This is a genomic window from Herbaspirillum aquaticum, assembly GCF_002213425.1.
GTDB lineage: Bacteria > Pseudomonadota > Gammaproteobacteria > Burkholderiales > Burkholderiaceae_D > Herbaspirillum > Herbaspirillum aquaticum.
In genome coordinates this window covers 316,413-338,714 of the sequence record NZ_NJGV01000002.1, presented here as the reverse complement: position 1 = coordinate 338,714, position 22,302 = coordinate 316,413, and the positions used below count along the sequence as shown (strand labels likewise).

Annotated in this window: 19 protein-coding genes and 1 pseudogene; 15 read left to right on the top strand and 5 right to left on the bottom strand. The window is 64.7% G+C overall.

Annotated features, from left to right (window positions below; translation table 11 throughout):
• Positions 1-55 precede the first annotated feature (55 nt).
• The 10 genes from CEJ45_RS03910 (at position 56) to CEJ45_RS03865 (ending at position 10,750) form a co-directional block, all read left to right on the top strand.
• Positions 56-1,972: a methyl-accepting chemotaxis protein gene (locus CEJ45_RS03910; RefSeq protein WP_088753895.1), complete on the top strand. Its 1,917-nt coding sequence runs from the start codon at positions 56-58 to the stop codon at positions 1,970-1,972.
• Positions 1,973-2,018: 46 nt separating this feature from the next.
• Positions 2,019-3,632 carry a chemotaxis protein CheW gene (locus tag CEJ45_RS03905; protein ID WP_088753894.1) on the top strand — a complete coding sequence of 538 codons (1,614 nt, stop codon included), beginning with the start codon at positions 2,019-2,021 and terminating at the stop codon, positions 3,630-3,632.
• Between the two features lie 33 nt (positions 3,633-3,665).
• Positions 3,666-4,757 (top strand): chemotaxis-specific protein-glutamate methyltransferase CheB, encoded by a 1,092-nt coding sequence (gene cheB / locus CEJ45_RS03900; RefSeq protein ID WP_088753893.1) that lies wholly within the window; start codon positions 3,666-3,668, stop codon positions 4,755-4,757.
• 28 nt (positions 4,758-4,785) lie between these two features.
• Positions 4,786-5,400, top strand: a complete 615-nt coding sequence (locus CEJ45_RS03895) for a HEAT repeat domain-containing protein (protein ID WP_088753892.1) — start codon at positions 4,786-4,788, stop codon at positions 5,398-5,400.
• On the top strand, positions 5,400-6,260 hold the full coding sequence (locus CEJ45_RS03890) for a CheR family methyltransferase (protein ID WP_088753891.1): 861 nt from the start codon (positions 5,400-5,402) through the stop codon (positions 6,258-6,260). Before CEJ45_RS03895 ends, CEJ45_RS03890 begins: the two co-directional genes overlap by 1 nt.
• Positions 6,257-6,643: a response regulator gene (locus CEJ45_RS03885; RefSeq protein WP_088753890.1), complete on the top strand. Its 387-nt coding sequence runs from the start codon at positions 6,257-6,259 to the stop codon at positions 6,641-6,643. The genes CEJ45_RS03890 and CEJ45_RS03885 overlap by 4 nt, the downstream gene beginning before the upstream one ends.
• Positions 6,640-9,054, top strand: coding sequence for a chemotaxis protein CheA (locus tag CEJ45_RS03880; RefSeq protein ID WP_088753889.1), 2,415 nt, complete (start codon positions 6,640-6,642; stop codon positions 9,052-9,054). The genes CEJ45_RS03885 and CEJ45_RS03880 overlap by 4 nt, the downstream gene beginning before the upstream one ends.
• Entirely contained in the window at positions 9,051-9,290 is a 240-nt protein-coding gene (locus CEJ45_RS03875) for a hypothetical protein (protein WP_088753888.1), read from the top strand. The genes CEJ45_RS03880 and CEJ45_RS03875 overlap by 4 nt, the downstream gene beginning before the upstream one ends.
• A 94-nt stretch (positions 9,291-9,384) precedes the next feature.
• Positions 9,385-9,759, top strand: a complete 375-nt coding sequence (locus CEJ45_RS03870) for a response regulator (protein WP_088753887.1) — start codon at positions 9,385-9,387, stop codon at positions 9,757-9,759.
• 1 nt (position 9,760) lies between these two features.
• Positions 9,761-10,750, top strand: coding sequence for a methyl-accepting chemotaxis protein (locus CEJ45_RS03865; RefSeq protein ID WP_158214890.1), 990 nt, complete (start codon positions 9,761-9,763; stop codon positions 10,748-10,750).
• On the opposite strand, the gene CEJ45_RS03860 is transcribed toward CEJ45_RS03865, so the two are convergent.
• Positions 10,747-11,685 carry a LysR family transcriptional regulator gene (locus CEJ45_RS03860; RefSeq protein ID WP_088753885.1) on the bottom strand — a complete coding sequence of 313 codons (939 nt, stop codon included), beginning with the start codon at positions 11,683-11,685 and terminating at the stop codon, positions 10,747-10,749. The two genes, CEJ45_RS03865 and CEJ45_RS03860, sit on opposite strands and share 4 nt — an antisense overlap.
• Before the next feature lie 214 nt (positions 11,686-11,899).
• On the opposite strand from CEJ45_RS03860, the gene CEJ45_RS03855 reads away from it, so the two are divergent.
• The 3 genes from CEJ45_RS03855 to CEJ45_RS03845 are packed head-to-tail and all read left to right on the top strand — an operon-like array spanning position 11,900 to position 14,907.
• On the top strand, positions 11,900-13,201 hold the full coding sequence (locus CEJ45_RS03855) for a CitMHS family transporter (RefSeq protein WP_088753884.1): 1,302 nt from the start codon (positions 11,900-11,902) through the stop codon (positions 13,199-13,201).
• 43 nt (positions 13,202-13,244) lie between these two features.
• Complete coding sequence (locus tag CEJ45_RS03850; RefSeq protein WP_088754033.1) at positions 13,245-14,600, top strand: acyclic terpene utilization AtuA family protein; 1,356 nt, start codon at positions 13,245-13,247, stop codon at positions 14,598-14,600.
• A 1-nt stretch (position 14,601) separates the two neighbouring features.
• Positions 14,602-14,907, top strand: a complete 306-nt coding sequence (locus CEJ45_RS03845) for an AtuA-related protein (RefSeq protein WP_088753883.1) — start codon at positions 14,602-14,604, stop codon at positions 14,905-14,907.
• On the opposite strand, the pseudogene CEJ45_RS03840 reads toward CEJ45_RS03845, so the two are convergent.
• A pseudogene (locus tag CEJ45_RS03840) lies at positions 14,904-15,071 on the bottom strand (PIN domain-containing protein); the annotation flags it as partial. The gene CEJ45_RS03845 and the pseudogene CEJ45_RS03840 sit on opposite strands and share 4 nt — an antisense overlap.
• A complete protein-coding gene (locus CEJ45_RS03835; RefSeq protein ID WP_088754032.1) occupies positions 15,068-15,322 on the bottom strand; it encodes a FitA-like ribbon-helix-helix domain-containing protein in 255 nt (84 codons plus the stop codon). The gene CEJ45_RS03835 and the pseudogene CEJ45_RS03840, both read right to left, overlap by 4 nt.
• A 367-nt stretch (positions 15,323-15,689) precedes the next feature.
• Here CEJ45_RS03835 and purT point away from each other — a divergent pair, with 367 nt between their 5' ends.
• Both purT and nadB read left to right on the top strand, forming a co-directional pair.
• Positions 15,690-16,901 carry a formate-dependent phosphoribosylglycinamide formyltransferase gene (purT, locus tag CEJ45_RS03830; RefSeq protein ID WP_088753882.1) on the top strand — a complete coding sequence of 404 codons (1,212 nt, stop codon included), beginning with the start codon at positions 15,690-15,692 and terminating at the stop codon, positions 16,899-16,901.
• A 170-nt stretch (positions 16,902-17,071) separates the two neighbouring features.
• Complete coding sequence (gene nadB, locus CEJ45_RS03825) at positions 17,072-18,676, top strand: L-aspartate oxidase (RefSeq protein ID WP_088753881.1); 1,605 nt, start codon at positions 17,072-17,074, stop codon at positions 18,674-18,676.
• A gap of 351 nt (positions 18,677-19,027) precedes the next feature.
• Here nadB and guaA read toward each other — a convergent pair whose 3' ends face one another.
• Positions 19,028-20,620 (bottom strand): glutamine-hydrolyzing GMP synthase, encoded by a 1,593-nt coding sequence (guaA, locus tag CEJ45_RS03815; protein ID WP_088753879.1) that lies wholly within the window; start codon positions 20,618-20,620, stop codon positions 19,028-19,030.
• Positions 20,621-20,725: 105 nt separating this feature from the next.
• Positions 20,726-22,195, bottom strand: coding sequence for an IMP dehydrogenase (gene guaB / locus CEJ45_RS03810; protein WP_088753878.1), 1,470 nt, complete (start codon positions 22,193-22,195; stop codon positions 20,726-20,728).
• Between the last annotated feature and the right edge of the window lie 107 nt (positions 22,196-22,302).

Sequence of the window (22,302 nt, the reverse complement as noted above, 5' to 3'; positions counted from 1 at the left end):
ACCATTTCACCTGCAAGACCGTCCGTTTGAGCACAACTTTTTCGAGGAGGCGCACATGGCGCTCGTCAAGACTATCCAGAACTCCAACTATGAGAGCGCAAGCGACCACCGTGCCGGCGCCTCGACATCGCGCCAGGCCGATGCCCTGCGCAAGAAGGCCCGCACCCTGGCCAAGCAGCAGCAGGCTGCCGAGCGCATCGCCGCCGCCACGGCTGAACTCAGCGCTGGTATCTCGGAGGCCTCGGCTGCCACCGAAGAACTGAAGAGTGCCTCCGACCAGATCGCGCGCGGCGCCGAGCAGGCCTCCAGCGCCGCCCAGGAGTCGCTGGCCGCCTTCCGCCAGGTCGAGCAGGCGATCAGCCGCCAGTTGCAGAATGCCGATCAAAGCCAGGCTCGCATGCTGGCCGTGCAGAACCAGGTCACCCGCACCAGCGGCGATATCGCGACCCTGGTCGCCAATGTGGGCATCGCTGCCCAGCGCCAGTCCAGCTCGGTGACCATGGTGGCCGAACTGGAAAAGCAGGCCGCCAACATCGGCGACATCGTCAAGGCGGTGGCCCGTATCGCCGACCAGACCAACCTGCTGGCCCTGAACGCGGCCATCGAAGCGGCCCGCGCCGGGCAACACGGCAAGGGCTTTGCAGTCGTCGCCGATGAAGTGCGCACCCTGGCCGAGACCTCGGAGAAAAGCGCCAAGCAGATCCAGGAGCTGGTCGGCCAGATCCAGCGCGAGGTCAAGGCCGTGGTCGAAGGCATCGGTGCGGCTGCCACCACCGTCCTGGGCGAGGTCGAGAGCGGCAAGATGATCAGCACCCAGCTGGAGAACATCCGCCGGGATGCCCAGGTCATCGTCACCGGCGTGCAGGAAATTGCCGTGGGCGCGCAGCAGTCAGTGGCCGCGACCAAACAGGCGCTCGACGGCGCCCAGGAAATTGCCGCTGCCGCCGAAGAGCAATCGGCCGCCGCCGTCGAATCCGCCAAGACCGTGGCCGAGCAAGGCCAGGCCTTGTCGGAGGCTGAGACCACTTCGCAAGCGCTCTCGGAACTGTCTGAAGACCTCAAGAATTCCACCGATGTGGCCAAGAGCGCCGAGGAAGTCGCCGCCAGTGCCGAAGAACTCTCGGCGGCCGTACAGGAAATCAGCCGCGCCAGCGCCCAGATCATGTCGGCCATCGAGCAGATCCGCAAAGGTACGCAAGTACAGTCGGTGGCCACCGAAGAATCGGCCACGGCCATCGAACAGATCTCGCGCGGCCTGCAGGTGGCGCAGGCGCGCGCCGGTACCAGCGGCGAACGTGCCACCGCAATCCGGGCGCTGCTGGGGGAAAACAAGAAGGCGGTCGACTCGCTCATCGCCGGCATCGCCAGTTCGGTCGACGCCTCACGCGCCTCGATCCGCCAGATCAAGGACCTGGCCCTGGTCTCGCGCCGCATCGACAAGATCGTCGATGCCATCACCACGGTGTCCATCCAGACCAACATGCTGGCCGTGAACGGCTCCATCGAAGCAGCCCGCGCCGGCGAGTTCGGCAAGGGCTTCGTGGTGGTGGCCACCGACATCCGCAACCTGGCCCACGACTCGGCCGGCAATGCCGACAACATCAAGGACCTGGTCAAGGCAGTGCAGGACCAGATCGCGGTGGTCGAGCGCGATCTGGAAGAGATTGCCGATGCCGCCATCAGCGAGGCCGAAAAAGCCAAGGCGATCACCAGCGCTTTGGTCAGCATTGAGAGCGATGTCGCCAGCGTCGAACAAGGTACCCAGGAAATCCTGTCAGCCGCCACCGAGGTGGCCGCAGCCATCCTGCAAGTGCGCACCGGCACCGAGCAGATTGCCGCCGCCGCCCAGGAAGCCGACCGTGCCGCCACCGAAGCCGCCGCCGCCGCGCGCCAGCAGTCCCAGGGTGCCGAGCAACTGGCTGCCGCCGTCGAGGAAGTGGCCTCGCTGGCCGATGAGCTGCAAAGCACCTGACTCGCTGCCCCATTGAACCCGTGGACCCGAGAAAGGCACACACACCATGAATGACGCATCCCTCATCGAGCCCGAGGCGGCCCCGGCCGCCATCGCGCCCGCGCCCGGCGCGGTGATACCGCAGGCCTGCAGCGGTGCAGCCGACGACGACCTGCCCCCGCCCGCCGCCGGCGACACCGAACTGCGCCAGTTCGTCACCTTCACGGTCGGCGACGAGGTCTTTGGCGTAGACATGGCGCCGGTACAGGAAATCATCCGCGTGCCGGAAGTGGTGCACGTGCCGCTGGCCCCGCAGGCTCTCCTTGGCCTGGCCAACCTGCGCGGCAAGGTGCTGCCCATCGTCAGCCTGAGCCGCATCTTCGGACTGCCGGACCGCCCGGCCGACGACGCCAGCCGTGCCGTGGTGATCGACCTGGGCCAGCCGCTGGGCTTCGTGGTGGATCACGTGGCCAGCGTGGTCGGTGTGGACCTGCGCCAGATCGAAGACGTGGCTTGCATCGCCTCCTCGGTGCGCACCGAGTTGCTGTCCGGGCTGATCAAGGACGTCGGCGGCCACCCCATGATCATGGTGCTGGATTTTGCCCGGCTGGTGGCGGCCGAATTTGCCGAAGCCTCTGCCGGCAGCCGCAACGGCCAGGCACCCATCGACGGCGGCAACGCCGAAGACGTACAGGCACAGGCTGGCGACGAACTCCAACTGGTCAGCTTCATGGTGGCCGGCCAGGAATATGCGGTAGCCATCGAGGACGTGCAGGAGATCGTGCAAATGCCGCAGAGCATCGTGCAGGTGCCGCATGCGGAACCGCACGTGCTGGGCATCATGACCCTGCGCAACCGCCTGCTCCCCCTGGTGTCGCTGCGCCACCTGTTCGGCTTGCCGCCGCGCCAGCAGGACCACAGCAGCCGCATTGCGGTGGTCGCTCCTGCGGCCGGGGAGTCGACCGGTGCCGTCGGCGTGGTCATCGATACCGTCAACGAAGTGCTGCGGGTGGCGCTTGGCACGGTGGAAGCGGTACCCACGCTGCTGGCGCGCGACAAGGGAATGGCCGACATCGCCCGCATCTGCCGGCTGGACAACGGAAAGCGGCTGGTATCGGTAATCGATGCCGTGAGCCTGCTGCGCCAGCCGGCCATCGAAACCCTGCTGGAGGACAACGAGATGAACCAGGACAAGCAGCCCGAGACCCGCAGTGACGATGAGGAACAGGTGGTGGTGTTCCGCTTCGGCGACGAGGAATTCGGCGTGCCCATCGACAGCGTGCAGGAGATCGTGCGCGTGCCCGAGCAACTGACCCATGTGCCGCGCGCCCCGGCGTTCGTCGAAGGCGTCATCAACCTGCGCGGTGCCGTGCTGCCGGTGATCGACCTGCGCATGCGGCTGGGCTTGCCGCGGGTGGCGCGCAGTGATCGCCAGCGCATCATGGTGTTCCTGATCGACCAGGTGTGCACCGGCTTCATCGTCGATTCGGTGGCCGAGGTCCTCAAAATTGAACGCCGCGCCATCGGGCCCGCGCCTTCGCTGTCGAGCCAGCAGGTGCGCCTGCTCTCGCGCATGGCCAACATCGAGAAACAGAAACGCATGATCCAGCTGGTGGAACCCCGCTACCTGGTGGAAGGCGAAGAGCTGGCCCTGCTGGCCGGCATGGGACAGGACGCGTAAATCTACGCACGGGAAAGGACAGGAGAGAGAAGGATGAAGCTGCTCATCGTCGACGATTCAGCCCTCATGCGCAAGCAGCTGGGCGAGCTCTTCGAGCAGGCCGGTGGCTTTGCGGTGGCCTTTGCCCGCAACGGCCGCGAAGCCGTCAGCATGAACCTGGAATTCGCGCCCGATGTCGTCACCCTCGACATCAACATGCCCGAACTCGATGGTCTCTCGGCGCTGGCGGAGATGATGCTGCAACGTCCGGTCCCGGTGATCATGCTCTCCTCGCTGACTGCCCAGGGTGCGCTGGCGACGTTCGAGGCCCTGGCCCTGGGGGCGGTGGATTACGTGGCCAAGCCGGGCGGCACCATCAGCCTGGGCATCGACGCGCTGCGTGCCGAACTGGTGGCCAAAGTACGGGGCGCCGCCAAGGCCAAGGTGCGGGGACCCGATGGGGCGCCAACGGCCACTTCGACGCGCACCGCTGGGCGCACCGTCGCCCGGCCCGCCGAACCTGCCGAACCGGCTTGCGCCTCCACCGTGCCGCTGGATGCCCGCCAGCCAGGCGTGGTGGTGATCGGTGTGTCCACTGGCGGCCCGCGTACGCTGGAGCGCATCTTGCCGCAACTGCCGGCGCACTTCCCCTGGCCGGTGGTGGTGGCGCAGCACATGCCGACCAGTTTTACAGCGCCCTTCGCCGAGCGCCTGGGGCGGCTTTGCGCCCTGCGCGTGGTCGAGGCGGCGCAACCCATGCCGCTGGCAGCGGGCACGGTCTATGTCTGCAAGGGCGGCGCCGACAGCATCTTCACCACCCGCAACGGCCGTCCCACCCTGGTCAGCCGCCCGCCTGACGCAACCCAGCTGTGGCATCCCTCGGTCTCGCTGCTGGGCGCCAGTGCCCTGCAGCTGTATGCGCCCCAGGCCATCGTGGGCGTCATGCTGACCGGCATGGGCAGCGATGGTGCCGAGGCCTTTGCAGACATCCGGCAAGCCGGCGGCCGCACCATCGCCGAAAGCGAACAATCCGCGGTGGTCTTCGGCATGCCGGCCGAACTGATCCGCCGTGGCGGCGCCAGCAGCGTCCTGCCGGCTGACCGGATTGCAGGCCAGCTGATCCAGTGGCTGTGCCCCCTCACCTGATACGAATCACGTCGATACGGAACCCATCATGCCCTTGAACAAGTCCACAGGAATGTCCAGCGCCAGTATCCCGGAGGTAGCCCGCGCCACGGCCCTGGCCAGCCTGCAGGCGGCCGACCCGGCGCTGCGCCGCAGTGCGGCCCAGACCCTGGCCGGACAGCCGGAGGCAGTGCCGGTCATCCTTGATGCCCTGGAACGCGAATCGAGCCTGGCCGTGCGCACGGCGCTGCTCGATTCGCTGGCGGCCACGCCCGGCGACGAGGCCGTGCAAGCCCTGGCCGGCTGCCTGCGCAGCGAAGACGCCTGGCTGCGCAACGCCGCCATCGACCTGCTGCGCGGCATGCCCGAACAGGTGGCACCGGTGATCGCCCACATGCTGATCGATCCCGAGACCGATATCCGCATCCTGGCCGTGGGCATCCTCGACACGCTGCGCCATGCGCGGGTGGAAGACTGGCTGCTGCAACTGATCGATGCCGAGACCGATGTCAACGTCTGTGGCGCGGCACTGGAAGTGCTGACCACCATCGGCACGTCGGCGGCCATCGGCCCGGTGACCACGCTCATGCGCCGCTTTGCCGACGAGCCCTACATCACCTTTGCCGGGCGCCTGCTGCTGAATCGGCTTGGACGGGGCGCGTAATGAACGTTTCTGCAGAAACCCCCGCCAGCAGCATCAGCGCCGAAGACTTCGAGCGCTTCCGTGAATATTTTTACCGGCGCAGCGGCATCCACTTCGAATCGACCAAACGCTACTTCGTCGACAAACGCCTCATCGACCGCATCCAGGCTGCCGGCTGTGCCGATTTCCGCGAGTACTTCTCGCTGCTGCGCTTCGAGACCTCGGGCCGCGAATGGCAGCGCCTGGTCAACGAGATGACGGTCAACGAGACCTACTTCATGCGCGAGCACTACCAGTTCGACTGCATGGTGCAGTCGATGCTGCCCGAGCTGGTGGCGCGCAAGCCGCGCGGCGAACCGATGCGCATCTGGATCATGCCGTCGTCTTCCGGCGAGGAAGCCTATACGGTGGCCATGTACCTGCTGGAACGCTGGCCGGAACTGGCGCGCTGGGACGTGGAGATCGTCTCCTCGGACATCGACACCCGCATCCTGGCCCAGGCCGAGGCCGGCCTGTATTCGCCGCGCGCCGTGCACCAGCTGCCGGCAGCCTGGCTGCAGAAGTATTTCACCCGCGAGGGCGAAAACTGGCGCATCAACCGCAGCCTGCGCGAAGTGGTGGCCTTCACCCGCGTCAACCTGAACGAACGCAATGAAGTCGCTGCCTACCGCAACTACGACCTGGTGTTCTGCCGCAACCTGCTGATCTATTTCGACGACGCCTCGCGCCGCCGTGCCGCTGAAGCCTTCTATGACGTATTACGCCCGGGCGGTTTCATCTGCCTGGGCCACTCGGAGTCGATGAGCCGCATCTCATCGCTGTTTGCGATCCGCAAATTTGCACAAGCGATCGTCTACCAGAAGCCATTGGAGCAAGCATGAAACATATCCTCATCGTGGACGATGCTGCCACCGTCCGTCTGTATGAACGGGCCATCTTCGAGGACGCCGGCTATACCGTGCGCGAAGCCAGCAACGGGCTGGAGGCGCTGGAAACGGCGCTGGCCGCCTGCGCAGAAGGCCAGCATCCCTTCGACCTGTACGTGGTCGACGTCAACATGCCGCAAATGGATGGCTACTCCTTCCTGCGCGCCCTGCGCCAGCACGACATTCCCCAGGCGCCGGCCATCATGGTCAGCACCGAAGCTCAGGAATGCGATCGCCGCAAGGCCTTTGAGGCGGGTGCCAACCTCTACATCGTCAAGCCGGCGCGTCCCGTGCCGCTGCTGCGCAACGTGAAACTGATGCTGGGAGAAACGCAATGACGACCGCCTTCTCTCCCCTGCTGCTGCAATTCATGCAGGAGTCGCGCGACGGCCTGCAGGAGATCGCCAGCCGCCTGCTGGCCCTGGAGCGGCAACCGGACGACCCTGAATTGATGGAGTCCCTGTTCCGCGTGGTGCATACGCTCAAGGGCAACTGCGGACTGTTCGAGTTTCCCGAGATGTTCCGGGTGCTGCACGCGGCCGAAGACCTGATGAGCGCGGTACGCGACGGCCAGGCCGCCTATGACCGCGAGATGGCCGACCTGCTGCTGGAGGCGATGGACTTCGTGGCGCGCCAGTTCGACGACATCGAGCTGGCCGGCCAGCCGGACCCGGCCCAGGCGGCCCCGTGTGCAGAGCTGGTGGCGCGCCTGCGTCAGCGCTGCGGGATGCAGCTGGCCCAAGCCGGCCAGGATGCGCACCAGGCAACCCGGCGCGCGGCTGAAGAGGCGGCCCGCAGCCGCATGGCCGAGTCACTGGCGCGGGTGCCGGCCAGCCTGCGCATGGCCTGGGCCGACGCCGCCCGCAACGGCGAGACCTTGCTGTGGGTGGAATACACGCCGGAACCTGAATGCTTCTTCAAGGGCGAGGATCCACTGCGCCTTGCTACGCAGATGCCGGGCGTGCTGTGGCGCTGCGTTTTGCCCGGCAGCGCCTGGCCGGCCCTGGCCGAGCTGGATGCCTATCGCGCCAACCTGGTGTTCCAGGCAGTCGCCACGGCCGACCGCGGCCTGCTGGATGAACATTTCCGCTACGTGCCGGGGCAGTTCTGGATCACCGCCCTGCCGGCGGCCGCCATCGAGGTCAAGGACCAGACCCGGGCCAACGATGCACTCATGATCGTGCAGACCCAGAACGATGCACTGTGGGCGCTCGAAGGAGCGCCCTGGGTCCCGGGCCATCTGAAGGCTGCCGTGACGACCATCGCCAACTGCATGCGCGCCGTCGGACGCATGGATGTCTTGCCGGCACTGGAGGCCTGCGCCGAGGAAGCCCTGGCGCAATCGAGCGTGGCGCCGCTGGTGGCCTGGATCGAGCGCCATGCGCAAGTGCAGGCGGTCGCCGAGGTGGACGAGGTGATCGGAAAGGCTGATCTGCAGGAAGACATCACTGCAACAGGGATCGCCGCACCCGTCGCGGTGGCCGCTGCCCCGGCGGCCGCAGCATTGCCGCCGGCTGCGGTCGACGCCGATGTTCCGGCCAACTTCGGACGCCGCGCCGAGGACAGCAATGGCGCGCGGGTCCTGAAAGTGGAACAGGAAAAAGTGGACCGCCTGATGAATCTGATCGGCGAGATGGTGGTGGCCCGCAACGGCCTGCCCTACCTGGCCTCCCGTGCCGAGAACCAGTACGGCGAACGCGAATTGGGGCGCGATATCCGGGCCCAGCATGCGGTCATCAACCGCATCGTCGAGGAGATGCAGGATGCCATCATGCAGGTGCGCATGATGCCGGTGTCCTTCGTGTTCCAGCGCTTCCCGCGCCTGGTCCGCGACATCGCACGCAAGCTGGGCAAGGAGGTGCAACTGCTGCTCGAAGGCGAGACCACCGAGGCCGACAAGAACGTCATCGAGGCCCTGGCCGATCCGTTGGTCCACCTGGTGCGCAATGCGCTGGACCACGGCATGGAAACGCCCGAAGAACGCCGCGCCGCCGGCAAGCCGGCCACCGGCAAGCTGGTCATGAGCGCACGCCAGGAAGCCGATTGCGTGGTCATCGAGATCGCCGACGACGGGCGCGGCATCGACCCCGCCGTGATCCGCCGCAAAGCCTATGCACGCGGCCTGGTGGATGAAGCGGCACTGGAAAGGATGAGCGACCGCGAGGCCGTGAACCTGGTGTTCCTGCCGGGCTTCTCCACGGCCGAGGCCGTCACCGATCTCTCCGGACGGGGCGTGGGCATGGATGCGGTCCGCACCGCCATTGAACGCCTGCACGGCAGCGTGCAGCTGGAGAGTCAGGCCGGCCAGGGCACTCGCCTGCAACTGTCGCTGCCGCTGTCGATGGCGGTAACCAACGTGATGATCGTGCAGTCCGGCGGTGTGCAGTACGGCTTGCCGATGGACGCCGTGGTGGAAACGGTGCGCGTGCCGGCCGCCGACGTGCATCGCATCAAGCAGCACAATGCGGCCGTCCTGCGCGGGCGCATCGTGCCGCTACTGGAACTGAACAGCCTGCTCGGGCTGGACACACCGCAGTGCTGCAACGAGCACGACGAATGGGCCACCCTGATCCTGCGCGTGCACGGGCAATACCTGGGGCTGGTGATCGATGACTTCAGGGAGGTCGTGGAAGTGATCCTCAAGCCCCTCTCGGGGGTGCTCGCCGGCCTCACGGCCTACGCCGGTTCGGCCCTCCTGGGCGACGGATCGGTGCTGATGGTCATCAACCCCAAGGAGCTGCTGAAATGACGATCGAATTCAAGGACGACACCCTGCACTGTGCGGGCGTACTGGCCGTGGAGGATGCCGAGGGCCTGCTGGCCCTGGTGGCCGGCCATCCGGCGGCCCCGGTAGACCTTTCGGCCTGCGAGCATATGCATACGGCCTGCCTGCAGGTCTTGATGGCGGGCACCGCCAGCATCAGCGCCTGGCCGGCCGCGCCGGAACTCGGTGAATGGCTGCGGGCGGCCTTGCCGCAGCATTGAGCCCACCTGTGCCGCCTACGCCGCGTCCACAGAAAGCGAACAAGACGAACCAGACGAACCAGACAAGCAGCATCAACCCGCAAGGAGTACCCACATGAGCAAGACCATCCTGGTAGTGGACGATTCAGGCACCATGATCCTGAGCCTGAAAAACAATCTCGAAATTTCCGGTTTCAAGGTCATCACCGCCAACGACGGCGCGGCCGCCCTCACCCGACTGGGCCAGGCGCCCAAGCCGGACCTCATCATCACCGACATCAACATGCCCAACATGGGCGGCATCGAATTCATCGGCAAGGCGCGCGCCCTGCCGGGCTTCCGCTTCACGCCCATCCTGGTGCTCAGTACCGAGAGCCAGCAGGCCAAGCGCGATGAAGCCCGCAGTGCCGGCGCCAGCGGCTGGATGGTCAAGCCGGTGCCGGGCGCGGAGCTGCTCAAGATCGTCAAGCAGGTCTTGCCGGGAGCCTGATGTGGGAATCATCCATGCCTGGCGCACCCGGGGACGCGCCATGCCGGAGCAGCCGGCAGAACCGGGACCGAACTGCCAAGCCGCGCTGGTGGCCAGCATGCAGCTCGATGAAGAAATCGCCGTGCGCCTCAAGGGCGCAGTCGAACAGACGGAAAACTCATCGCTGGCCATCATGAGCGAAGCGCGGGCCCTGTGCGACCGCTCTGCGCAACTGCTGGAGCGCATGCAGCGTGCCAGCCAGGAAAACGAACGCGTACGTGACGAAATGCTGGAAACGGTCGATGCCCTGGTCGCCATGACGGAATTCCTCAAGAGCCTGCCTGAGCGCATGCGCCGCGACGTCGAGAGCATCGGCCGCATCGCCGAGGAGATCGACAACCTCTCGGACCTGGCACAGAGCGTACAAGGCATCAGCACGCAGTCGCACCTGTTGTCGATCAACACCGCCATCGAGGCCAGCCGTGCCGGTCCGCAAGGCGCGGCCTTCAAGGTGATCGCCTCGGAAGTCCGCAACCTGGCGGCCAATTCGCATACGGCGGCGGCGCGTATCCGTACCACGCTCTCGGAAGTGCGCAAGACCCTGCAGGACGAATTGGGCGGCAATACCGCGCAATCGGCCTCGGACCTCGATCGCATCGCCGCCACCGCCGAGGCCGTGGGCAGGCTGCGGTCCAGCTTCGAGCACGTGCGCGACACCGGTGACCAGCAATACGCGCAGATGATGGCGCATGGCGAGGAACTGGTGGCGACCACGGCCAACATGCTGGGCCATCTGCAGTTCCAGGACGTGGTCAGGCAATGCGTGGACCGCATCCAGGATGCCGTCGTACGCCGCAATGCCGCGCTGGCGCAGATGGCAGGCGAGACTTCGATCATCCTGCCGGCCCATGAGGCGGCCGAGGTGATCTCGCAGGTGGTCATCGATTACGTGGAACAGGAGCACCGCCACCTGGTGCGCGAACCCGACTTGCCGGCCATGGAATTGTTCTAGGACGCCGGTGGTCTGCGGCTGCGTCGCGCAGGTGCGCCGCCTTCAGCACGCGCCTTGGCCTGGACCAGATCTAGCAGGCCTTGCGCAGCAATGGACAGGCTGCGCTCCTTGGGCGTGACGATCAGCAGTGGACGCACCAGCTCGGGCGCATCCACCGGGATGGACACCAGGTTGGGCAGGCGGAACTGGAACAGCGTCAGCTCCGGGACCACGCTCACACCCAGGCCGCTTTCGATCAAGGCCGCCAGCGTGGCCAGGTGTTCGACCTCCAGCCCGGTGTGGATCACCGTGCCCGGCCGCAGCACGGCATCCAGATGCTGGCGCACGCTGGTCGAACGCGCCAGGTGGATCATTTCGCACCCGGCCAACTGGGCCACCTTGATGCGACGCTTGCCGGCCAGCGCATGGTCCTTGCGGCAGACCAGGTAGAACGGGTCGGCGCACAGCGGCTGGGTCTTGAACTCCATCAGGTTGGGGCCCGGTGCGGTGAGGGCGATATCGGCCTTGCCCTGGCGCAGCAGGTCCAGGCATTGGTCCGATATGGCATCGAACAGCTCCACCGCCACCCCCGGATGGCGCTGCCGGTAAGCCGCCAGCACCGGTGGCAGCCAGCCCGCCGCCAGCGATGGCAGGGCCGCGATGGCCACCCTGCCCTTGCGCCGCGCGACGTAATCATTCATGTCCGCCAGCGCCGCCTCCATGTCCGCGACCAGCTGGCGCGCCACTTCGACAAATACTTCACCTTCGGGCGTCAGGCTCACGTTGCGGGTATCGCGCTCGAACAGGCGCGCGCCGGTGGCGGTTTCCAGCTTCTGGATCATGGCACTGAAAGCGGACTGCGACACATGGCAGCGTTCGGCAGCATGGCCGAAATGGCGGCAGTCGGCCAGGGCCAGGAAGGCGTGCAACAGGCGCGTGGAGAGGTTGGCGTGCATGGCGGAAGATGGGATTGAATTATGCTGGAAAACCGGTCAATCAATCGAAAAAAGCGACTTTACAACAAAATCGGCCGCCACCTACACTCGCCCTGCTCACATCCGCGCACCCTGTACGGAATCATGTACAGAAGCTGAAGCAGAAAAACGGACAAACCGGCGCCGGATGTGCTGACACGACAAGAACATCACATCAAAAAAACCGGAGACACGCATGTTGGCCCTGCTCGGCTTTGTCACGATCGTATCCTTGTTCACGGCCATCCTCACCAAGAGGATGTCGCCCCTGGTGGCGCTGATCGCCATCCCCATCATTGCCGCGCTGGTCGGCGGTTTCGGCTTGCAGACCTCCAAGTTCATCGTCCAGGGCGTGACCGCCATTGCGCCGGTGGCAGGGATGTTCGTCTTTGCGATCCTGTTCTTCGGCATCGTGACTGACGCCGGCATGCTGGACCCGATCATCAGCCGCATCCTCAAGACCGTGGGCAGCCGCCCCACCCGCATCGTGCCGGGCACGGCGCTGCTGGCGCTGCTGATCCACCTGGATGGCTCGGGCGCGGTGACCTTCCTGATCACCATCCCGGCCATGCTGCCGCTGTACACGCGGCTGGGTATCGACAAGCGCATCCTCGCCTGCGTGGCCTCGATGGCGGCGGGCGTGAACTTCCTGCCGTGGACCGGGCCGATGATTCGTGCCTCGGCAGCGCTGCATATCCCGGTCTCGGACATCTTCACGCCGCTGGTGCCGGTGCAACTGGTGGGGTTGGCCTTCGTGTTCATCGCCTCGTATCTGCTGGGCCTGAAGGAAGAGCGCCGGCTCGGGCTGGGCAAGGGATCGACCGTCGATTTCGTGCAGCAGCATGAGCTGAGCGAAGCGCAACTGAAGATCCGTCGCCCGCAGAATTTCTGGGCCAACATCGTGCTGACGGTCTTTGTGCTGGGCGTGATGATCAGCGGCAAGGTCGATCCGGTGGTGATGTTCATGATCGGCGTGGTGCTGGCGCTGATGATCAATTACCGTGATGTGGCCATGCAGCGCGAGCGCATCGACGCCCACGCCAAGGCGGCGCTGCTAATGGCCAGCATCCTCTTTGCAGCAGGTGTGTTCACCGGCATCATGACCAAGTCGGGCATGCTCTCGGCCATGGCCAAGACCGCCGTCGGTGTCGTTCCGCCCGAGATGGCTGGCCATATCCCGGTAGTGCTGGGGCTGCTGTCGATGCCGCTGTCGTTGCTGTTCGATCCGGATTCCTTCTACTTCGGTGTGCTGCCGGTGATCGCCGAGGTCAGCCACATGCTGGGCGTTCCGACCATCCAGGTGGCCCAGGCCGCGCTGCTGGGCCAGATGACGACCGGCTTCCCGGTCAGCCCGCTCACGCCGGCCACCTTCCTGGTGTGCGGCCTGGCCGGAATCGAACTGGCGGACCACCAGAAATACACCATTCCCTTCCTCTTCGGTGCTTCCGTGGTGATGACCATCGCCTGCGTGGTACTGGGGCTGTTCCCGCTGTTCTGAGCGCGGACCACTGGAAGTGCAACACCCTGTTTTGGAGAAGCGCATGACCCAAGATCCACAGCGCACCGTGCGCATCGGCGCCGGTGCCGGCTACTCGGGCGACCGTATCGAGCCGGCCGCCGAACTGGCCGAACATGGCCAGCTGGATTACCTGATCTTTGAATGCCTGGCCGAGCGTACCATCGCCATCGGCCAGCAAGCCCGGCTGGCAGACCCCAGCAAAGGTTATGACCCGTTGCTGGCCGAGCGCATGCATGCGGTGCTCAAGACCTGCGCCGCGCAAGGCATCCGCATCATCACCAATATGGGCGCGGCCAATCCGCTGGCGGCGGCGCAACGCGTGCGCGAGATCGCGCGCGAACTGGGCTTGAGCGGGCTGAAGGTGGCGGCCGTGGCCGGAGACGACGTGCTGGAAGCCGTGCAGCAGGGCCAATGGCGCATCGAGGACAATGGCCAGCCGGTCGCTTCGCTGGGTAGCCGCCTCATCTCGGCCAATGCCTATCTGGGTATCGCCCCCATCGTCGAAGCACTGCAGGCCGGTGCCCAGGTCATCATCACCGGCCGCGTGGCCGATCCCGCGCTGGTGCTGGCACCGCTGGTGCACGAATTCGGCTGGGCCGCCGATGATTGGGACAAGCTCGGCCAGGGCACCCTCATCGGCCACCTGCTGGAGTGCGCCGGACAGGTGACCGGCGGCTACTTTGCCGATCCCGGCAAGAAGGATGTGGCCGGCCTGGCAAGGCTGGGCTTCCCCATCGGCGAAGTGAAGGCCGATGGCAGTGCCGTTATCACCAAGGTGGCGGGTTCCGGCGGGCAGGTCACGGCATGCACCTGCAAGGAGCAATTGCTCTATGAAATCCATGATCCGAGCGCTTACTTCACGCCGGACGTCATTGCCGATTTCTCGCAAGTGCGCATCGAAGAAGTCGGGCCGGACCGCGTGGCCGTCACCGGCGGCCGTGGTCGTGCGCGACCGCAGACGCTCAAGACCACGCTGGGCTACCGCGACAGCTTCATCGGCGAAGGCCAGATCTCGTATGCCGGGCCTGGCGCGCAAGCACGTGCGCAACTGGCCGGCGAGATCGTGCGCGAGCGGCTGGCGCTCACCGGCGTGCAGACCGAAGAGCTGCGCGTGGACCTGATCGGCATCAATGCCATCGCCGGTGAGCAGATGTCGGCGCATGCACCCGAGCCGCAGGAAGTCCGCCTGCGCGTAACCGGACGTACGGCCAGCATGAAAGAGGCGGTTCGCATCGGCAACGAAGTCGAGACGCTTTATACCAACGGCCCGGCCGGTGGCGGCGGTGCCACCAAGTCGGCCCGCGAAGTCATTGCCGTGCTGTCGCTGCTGCTGCCGCGCACGCTGGTACATCCATCCGTTTTCATCGAGGAGGCCTGAGATGCTGCTCAGAGAGATTGCTCATTCACGTGCCGGGGACAAGGGCGACATGTCGAATATCTCCGTGATCGCCTATCGGCAGGAGGACTATGCGCTGCTGGAGCGCACCCTGACAGCCGAACGCGTGCGCGCGCATTTTGCCGGGGTGGTCCATGGAGAGGTGGTGCGCCACGCGCTGCCGCATCTGGGCGCGCTGAACTTCGTGATGCAGCAGGCGCTGGGCGGCGGGGTTACCCGCTCACTGGCGCTGGATGCGCATGGGAAGGCGTTGTCGGGGGTGATGCTGGACTTGGAGCTGGAAGGCTGACGTCGTCCGGCAGGCATGCTGGCAATACCAAATCTCAATTCGGCGATAGTGATGCTGGTGAGGTAGAGCGTGTCTGGGGCCTGTGCATTGAGCCAAGCTTGCACGGCCGGGTTCATCTGAAGCTTCATGGCCTCCGAGACGACATTGGTGTCGAGCACGATCATTCGAACCTCATCGGCTCTGCAGGACTGCGGTCAAGAAGCTCCTCCAACGCTGCCACATCTTCATTCGTGAGGCCAAGCTCGCGATTCATTTGGGCAAGCGCGTCGCCAAGTCGCAAATGTCCCTCGGGCTTGACGGCCATGGTCAATATTTCGCGGATCTCCGCCTCCGTACTGCGTCCGTGCCGAGCAGCGCGCACGCGCAATGCGCGGTGGATTTCATCAGGAAGATTCCGGACAGTCAGGTTGGCCATGACAGCATTACCCCGAAGTGACATCAATGCATTCATTTTAGGCATTTGCTCTCTCCTTTCCATCGATAAGAGCGACTGTGACCTGACCTTCGAGCCGAGTACAGCCTCAAGTTCTCATCTCGCAGGAGTAAACATCATTTGCGTTTATTAGATGCAAAAAAGAGGGAAAAGAGCGACGTTATTCGATCCATTTCGGGACCGCCACCAAAATTCATTTCCCCAAGGAAAAATAAGCAATTTTTCGCCGATACTTCTTGCCTGAACTAGGTATATTGCGACTGTCCAAACCCCGCAAGATTTGGTATCGTCCGCCCGTGATTGATTCTCGCACTGCATCAGCGCCCCCCGCTGACACACTCCCCCCGATATGAAAAAACCAATCCGACTCGGCACTCCGCTGTCTCCTTCCGCCACCAAAGTCATGCTGCTGGGCTCCGGCGAACTCGGCAAGGAAGTCATCATCGCCCTGCAACGCCTGGGCGTGGAAGTCATTGCCGTTGACCGTTATGAGAACGCACCTGGCCAGCAGGTCGCCCATCGCGCCCACGTGATCAACATGACCGACGGTGCCGCCCTGGCCGCACTGATCGAGCAGGAGCAGCCCGACCTGATCGTGCCCGAGATCGAGGCCATTGCCACCGAGACCCTGGTCAAGCTGGAAGAAGCCGGCCGCGCCCGCGTGATTCCGACCGCGCGCGCTGCCTGGCTGACCATGAACCGCGAAGGCATCCGCCGCCTGGCCGGTGAAACCCTGGGCCTGGCGACTTCTCCCTACCGCTTCGCCGACAGCCTGGAAGAACTCAAGGCTGCCATCGACCAGATCGGTTTCCCCTGCGTGATCAAGCCGGTCATGTCTTCTTCCGGCAAGGGCCAATCCAAGATTGACGGCCCCGACGAAATCGAAGCCGCCTGGAACTACGCCGCAGCAGGTGGCCGCGTCGATTCCGGCCGCGTGATCGTCGAAGGCTTCATCGACTTCGACTATGAAATCACCCTGCTGACGGTGCGCTCCTTGAACGAAAACGGCGACACCATCACCAGCTTCTGCGACCCCATCGGCCACGTGCAGGTCAAGGGTGACTATGTCGAGTCCTGGCAGCCGCACCCCATGCCCAGCGCCGCGCTGGAAAAGGCCCGCGACATCGCCCGCAAGGTCACGGAGAACCTCGGCGGCCTGGGCCTGTTCGGCGTGGAGCTGTTCGTCAAGGGCGACATGGTCTGGTTCTCCGAAGTCAGCCCGCGTCCGCATGACACCGGCATGGTCACCATGGTCAGCCAGGTGCAGAGCGAATTCGAACTGCACGCCAAGGCCATCCTCGGCCTGCCGGTCAATACCGCCCTCAGGAGCCCCGGTGCCTCTGCCGTGATCTACGGCCAGCATGACGCCCGTGGCATCGCCTTCGATGGCGTGGCTGAGGCGCTGCGTATCCCCGGTGCCGACATTCGCCTGTTCGGCAAGCCGGAATCCTTCGCCCGCCGCCGCATGGGGGTGGCCCTGGCCTCCGGTGACAGCGTCGAAACCGCACGCATCCGCGCCAAGCAGGCTGCGGCCAAGGTCAAACCGGTAATTCCGCAGTAATCGTTGCACTCACTCGCATGACGTGAACGGGCCCCGATGCAGATCGGGGCCCGTTTTTTTTCGAGGGGACAGAAACTTGACCCTGATGCCGGAAACGATATAAACAATATGCCCACGGCATGCCGCTATAATCACCGTCTCCCTCCACAACAGCAGCTTTGCTCACGATCATGAAGTGTGATGTCGCCATCCTCGGCAGCGGTCTGGCCGGTCTTTCCGTGGCCCTCCATCTGGCAGAGAAGTACCAGGTGGTGGTCGTTTCCAAGGGCGAGCTGCTGGACGGGGCCAGCAACTGGGCGCAAGGCGGCATTGCTGCCGTGCTCGATTCCGGCGACAGCCACGCCCAGCATATCGGCGACACCCTGGTCGCCGGTGCCGGGCTGTGCGATGAGAGCGCCACGCGCTATATCGTCGAACATGGCCGCGAGGCCATCGAATGGCTGATCTCCCAAGGCGTGCCCTTCACCCGTGACGACAGCGCCGAGCTGGGCTATCACCTCACCCGCGAAGGCGGCCACAGCCAACGCCGCATCATCCACGCCGCCGATGCCACCGGCCACGCGGTTCAGGTGACGCTGGAACAGCGCGTACGCGCCCATCCCAACATCACCCTGCTGGAACATCACTGCGCCATCGACCTGATCCACGCCCGCAAGCTCGACCCCAAGGCCGAGCCGCGCTGCCTGGGCGTGCACGTGCAGGACACCGCCAGCGGCCGCGTGCTGGCCATTGCAGCCGGGCGCACGGTGCTGGCCACGGGTGGGGCCGGCAAGGTCTACCTGTACACCTCCAACCCCGATTCGGCCACCGGCGACGGCATCGCCATGGCCTGGCGTGCAGGCTGCCGGGTGGCGAACATGGAATTCATCCAGTTCCACCCGACCTGCCTGTATCACCCGTATGCCAAATCCTTCCTCATCAGCGAGGCTTTGCGCGGTGAAGGAGCCTTGCTCAAGTTGCCGGCGTCGGCGGGCGCCCTGGCGGGCCAGCGCTTCATGCCGGAGCATGACGAGCGCGCCGAACTGGCCCCGCGCGACATCGTGGCGCGCGCCATCGATTTCGAGATGAAGAAGCGCGGGCTGGACCATGTGGACCTGGACATCAGCCATCAAAGCCCCGCCTTCATCGCCGAACACTTCCCGACCATCCAGGCGCGCTGCCTGGAGTTCGGCATCGACATTACGCGCCAGCCTATTCCGGTGGTGCCGGCCGCGCACTACACCTGCGGCGGCGTGGTGACCGACATGGCCGGCCGCACCGACCTGCCGGGCCTGTATGCGGTCGGCGAGACGGCCTATACCGGGCTGCACGGTGCCAATCGCCTGGCCAGCAATTCGCTGCTGGAATGCCTGGTGCTGGGCCGCTCGGCTGCCGAGGATATTGAACGGGAATTGTCAGCGGGAACCTGGCGCATCGCCGAAGTACCGCAATGGGATGAGAGCCGTGTCAGCGATGCCGACGAGGAAGTGGTGATCGCCCACAACTGGGACGAACTGCGCCGCTTCATGTGGAATTACGTCAGTATAGTGCGCACTGACAAGCGGCTGGAACGTGCCCAGCACCGCATCCGCCTGCTCAAGGAAGAGATTGACGAGTACTACGCCAACTTCCGCATTTCACGCGATCTGCTGGAGCTGCGCAACCTGGTGGATGTGGCGCAGCTGATCGTCTCCAGCGCACTGATGCGCAAGGAAAGCCGTGGACTGCACTTCAGCCAGGACTATCCGCGCACCTTGCCGCGTGCTACGCCGACCATCCTGCCGGGACGTCAGTAAGGGGCTGTTTGCGCTGACGGTATGGCTTGCGGTAGACCTTGGGTGCGACCAGCACATTGGCGATGGTCTGGCTTTCGCAGGTGCACTCCGCCCCTTCCATGGTATCGAAGTACATTGCCAGTTCGCGGGCCACCGCGGCGTCGCAGCGGAAGTGGATTTGGCGTGAAGACATCCGCGCTAGAGGGCGGCATGAAGGATTGAGATCGTGACTTTGCCCAACAATGCCAATTCACGGGTATGCCACCAACGATATCGGCGTAATGCCCCCATCTTGATGTGAAAAAACCCGCTAAAAAGCGGGTTTTTCGAGGCAGACACTTTTCGTAATGCCGGGGCGGAGCACCCCTGCAATCACTCCCACTCAATCGTCGCCGGCGGCTTCCCCGAAATGTCATACACCACCCGGTTCAAGCCACGCACCTCGTTGATGATGCGATTGGACACTCGCCCCAGCAGCTCATGCGGCAGATGCGCCCAGTGCGCCGTCATGAAGTCCTGCGTCTGCACCGCACGCAAGGCCACCACGTATTCGTAGGTGCGGCCATCGCCCATGACACCCACCGACTTCACCGGCAGGAACACGGCAAACGCCTGGCTGGTCTTTTCGTACCAGGTCTGGCCGTCTTGATCCTTCGTATTTCGCAGCTCTTCGATGAAGATCGCATCCGCACGGCGCAGCAGGTCCGCGTACTCTTTCTTCACTTCACCCAGGATACGCACACCCAGGCCAGGACCCGGGAACGGATGGCGATACACCATCTCCGGCGGCAGGCCCAGCGCCACGCCCAGTTCGCGCACTTCATCCTTGAACAGTTCGCGCAGCGGCTCCAGAAGCTTCAGGTTCAGCGTTTCAGGCAGGCCGCCGACGTTGTGGTGGCTCTTGATGGTGTGGGCGGTCTTCTTGCCCTTGCCGGCGCTTTCGATCACGTCCGGATAGATGGTGCCCTGGGCCAGCCACTTGGCGCTGGTCAGCTTGGCCGATTCGGCCTGGAACACTTCCACGAACTCGCGGCCGATGATCTTGCGCTTGGCTTCCGGATCGGTCACGCCCGCCAGGTGGCCCATGAACTGCGCAGTGGCGTCCACATGGATCACCTTCACACCCAGGTTCTTGGCAAACATTTCCATGACCATCTTGCCTTCGTCCAGGCGCAGCAGGCCGTGGTCGACGAACACACAGGTCAGCTGGTCGCCGATGGCGCGATGGATCAGCGCTGCCGCCACGCTGCTGTCGACACCGCCCGACAGGCCCAGGATGACTTCATCGCTGCCCACTTGCTGGCGGATCATCTCGACGGCTTCGGCGATGTAGTCCGGCATGTTCCAGTCCGACTGGCAGCCGCAGATCTCGTGCACGAAGCGGCCAAGCATGGCCTTGCCTTGCACCGTGTGGGTCACTTCCGGGTGGAACTGCACGCCGTAGAAACGACGCTCCTCGTCAGCCATGCCGGCGATCGGGCAGTTGCCGGTGGAGGCCATGAGCTTGAAGCCGGCGGGCATTTCGTTGACCTTGTCGCCGTGGCTCATCCAGACCTTCAGCATGCCGTGGCCTTGCGCATTGGTGAAGTCGCTGATGCTCTCCAGCAGCTTGGTGTGGCCATGGGCGCGCACTTCGGCGTAGCCGAATTCGCGCAGGTGGCCGTTCTCGACCTTGCCGCCCAGTTGCTCGGCCATGGTCTGCATGCCGTAGCAGATGCCCAGTACCGGCACGCCCAGTTCAAAGACCGCTTGCGGGGCACGCGGGGTGTCGCCTTCGGTGACGCTGTTGGGGCCGCCGGAGAGGATGACGCCGGCCGCGCCGTAGTTGCGCACGAACTCGTCGGTCACGTCATGCGGGAATACCTCGGAAAACACACCGGCTTCGCGCACGCGGCGAGCGATGAGCTGGGTCACCTGGGAACCGAAGTCGAGGATCAGGATTTTCGAATGCGAATGCGTGGACATGGGCAGTGAGGTCTGGCTACGTTAAAAATGGACTTCTGAAAAGATCAACAGCCCGACAGCCTGGCACGGGGCCGGTGGACTGTCGGGCTGTGGCCGCATCGAAAATTACTCGGCGCGGTAGTTCGGGGCTTCCTTGGTGATCTGTACGTCGTGGACATGCGATTCACGCATGCCGGCCGACGTGATCTCGACGAACTCGGCGCGCTCGCGGAAGTCGTCGATGGAGGCGCAACCGCAGTAACCCATGGAGGAGCGCACGCCGCCCACCAGCTGGTACAGGATCGCAACGACGGAACCCTTGTAGGCAACGCGGCCTTCGATACCTTCCGGCACGAACTTGTCGGCGGTGTTGTCGCCATCCTGGAAGTAGCGGTCGGCCGAACCGTCAGCCATCGCACCCAGCGAACCCATGCCGCGGTACGACTTGTAGCTGCGGCCCTGGTACAGGATCACTTCGCCCGGCGCTTCTTCGGTACCGGCGAACATGCTGCCCATCATCACGGCCGAAGCGCCGGCGGCCAGCGCCTTGGCGACGTCGCCCGAGAAACGGATACCGCCGTCGGCGATGACCGGAACACCGGTACCCTTCAAGGCTTCAGCCACGTTGGCGATGGCCGAGATCTGCGGCACGCCGACACCGGCGACGATACGGGTGGTGCAGATGGAGCCGGGGCCGATACCAACCTTGACGGCATCCGCGCCATGCTCGACCAGTGCCTTGGCGGCAGCGGCGGTGGCGATGTTGCCGCCGATGACTTCCACGTGCGGGTAACGGGTCTTGACCCACTTGACGCGGTTGAGCACGCCTGCGGAGTGGCCGTGGGCAGTATCGACCACGATCACGTCCACGCCGGCGGCGACCAGCAGCTCGATGCGCTCGTCATTGTCCGGGCCGACGCCGACGGCCGCACCTACGCGCAGCTTGCCGTGTTCGTCCTTGCAGGCGAAGGGGTGTTCGGTGGATTTTTCGATGTCCTTGACGGTGATCAGGCCGCGCAGCTCAAACGCATCGTTGACGACCATCACGCGCTCCAGGCGGTGCTTGTTCATCAGGCGCTTGGCTTCTTCCGGATCGGCGCTGGAGCCGTTTTCCTTGACGTAGACCAGCTTCTCGCGCGGGGTCATCTTGGCGCGCACTTCTGCGTCCAGTTCTTCTTCAAAACGCAGGTCGCGGTTGGTGATGATACCGACCAGTGCCTTGCCTTCCACGACCGGGAAGCCGGAGATGCCATGCTGCTTGGACAGCGCGATGACGTCACGGATCTTCATGGTGGGGGGGATGGTGATCGGATCACGGACCACGCCGGACTCGAAACGCTTGACCTTGGAAACCTCGCGCGCCTGCTCCTTGGGCGTCAGGTTCTTGTGGATGATGCCGATGCCACCCTCTTGCGCCATGGCAATGGCCAGGCGGGCTTCAGTCACGGTGTCCATCGCGGCCGAGACCAGCGGAATGTTCAGCGAGATGTTGCGCGTCAGGCGCGTGGTCAGGGAAGTGTCTTTGGGGAGGATGTCCGAGAAGGCCGGAACGAGCAGCACATCATCGAACGTGAGTGCTTTTTGGAGAAGACGCATAGTATTTCCTATAGGCGCAAAAGCGAATTATACAGAAAAGCTGAACGCGCGTCTTGCTCTACTTGCGTTTCTCCCTCCGGGCGTCGTAAAAATGCCGGAAGGCTGGG

What these genes read in the sequence shown, in the direction of transcription:
- CEJ45_RS03855 (WP_088753884.1), top strand. Translation starts at nt 11,900, where the DNA reads ATGTTGGCCCTGCTCGGCTTTGTCACGATCGTATCCTTGTTCACGGCC.
- purT (WP_088753882.1), top strand. Translation starts at nt 15,690, where the DNA reads ATGAAAAAACCAATCCGACTCGGCACTCCGCTGTCTCCTTCCGCCACC.
- CEJ45_RS03845 (WP_088753883.1), top strand. Translation starts at nt 14,602, where the DNA reads ATGCTGCTCAGAGAGATTGCTCATTCACGTGCCGGGGACAAGGGCGAC.
- CEJ45_RS03885 (WP_088753890.1), top strand. Translation starts at nt 6,257, where the DNA reads ATGAAACATATCCTCATCGTGGACGATGCTGCCACCGTCCGTCTGTAT.
- CEJ45_RS03835 (WP_088754032.1), bottom strand. Translation starts at nt 15,322, where the DNA reads ATGGCCAACCTGACTGTCCGGAATCTTCCTGATGAAATCCACCGCGCA.
- guaA (WP_088753879.1), bottom strand. Translation starts at nt 20,620, where the DNA reads ATGTCCACGCATTCGCATTCGAAAATCCTGATCCTCGACTTCGGTTCC.
- CEJ45_RS03875 (WP_088753888.1), top strand. Translation starts at nt 9,051, where the DNA reads ATGACGATCGAATTCAAGGACGACACCCTGCACTGTGCGGGCGTACTG.
- CEJ45_RS03860 (WP_088753885.1), bottom strand. Translation starts at nt 11,685, where the DNA reads ATGCACGCCAACCTCTCCACGCGCCTGTTGCACGCCTTCCTGGCCCTG.
- CEJ45_RS03895 (WP_088753892.1), top strand. Translation starts at nt 4,786, where the DNA reads ATGCCCTTGAACAAGTCCACAGGAATGTCCAGCGCCAGTATCCCGGAG.
- CEJ45_RS03850 (WP_088754033.1), top strand. Translation starts at nt 13,245, where the DNA reads ATGACCCAAGATCCACAGCGCACCGTGCGCATCGGCGCCGGTGCCGGC.
- nadB (WP_088753881.1), top strand. Translation starts at nt 17,072, where the DNA reads ATGAAGTGTGATGTCGCCATCCTCGGCAGCGGTCTGGCCGGTCTTTCC.
- guaB (WP_088753878.1), bottom strand. Translation starts at nt 22,195, where the DNA reads ATGCGTCTTCTCCAAAAAGCACTCACGTTCGATGATGTGCTGCTCGTT.
- CEJ45_RS03905 (WP_088753894.1), top strand. Translation starts at nt 2,019, where the DNA reads ATGAATGACGCATCCCTCATCGAGCCCGAGGCGGCCCCGGCCGCCATC.
- CEJ45_RS03890 (WP_088753891.1), top strand. Translation starts at nt 5,400, where the DNA reads ATGAACGTTTCTGCAGAAACCCCCGCCAGCAGCATCAGCGCCGAAGAC.
- cheB (WP_088753893.1), top strand. Translation starts at nt 3,666, where the DNA reads ATGAAGCTGCTCATCGTCGACGATTCAGCCCTCATGCGCAAGCAGCTG.
- CEJ45_RS03870 (WP_088753887.1), top strand. Translation starts at nt 9,385, where the DNA reads ATGAGCAAGACCATCCTGGTAGTGGACGATTCAGGCACCATGATCCTG.
- CEJ45_RS03880 (WP_088753889.1), top strand. Translation starts at nt 6,640, where the DNA reads ATGACGACCGCCTTCTCTCCCCTGCTGCTGCAATTCATGCAGGAGTCG.
- CEJ45_RS03910 (WP_088753895.1), top strand. Translation starts at nt 56, where the DNA reads ATGGCGCTCGTCAAGACTATCCAGAACTCCAACTATGAGAGCGCAAGC.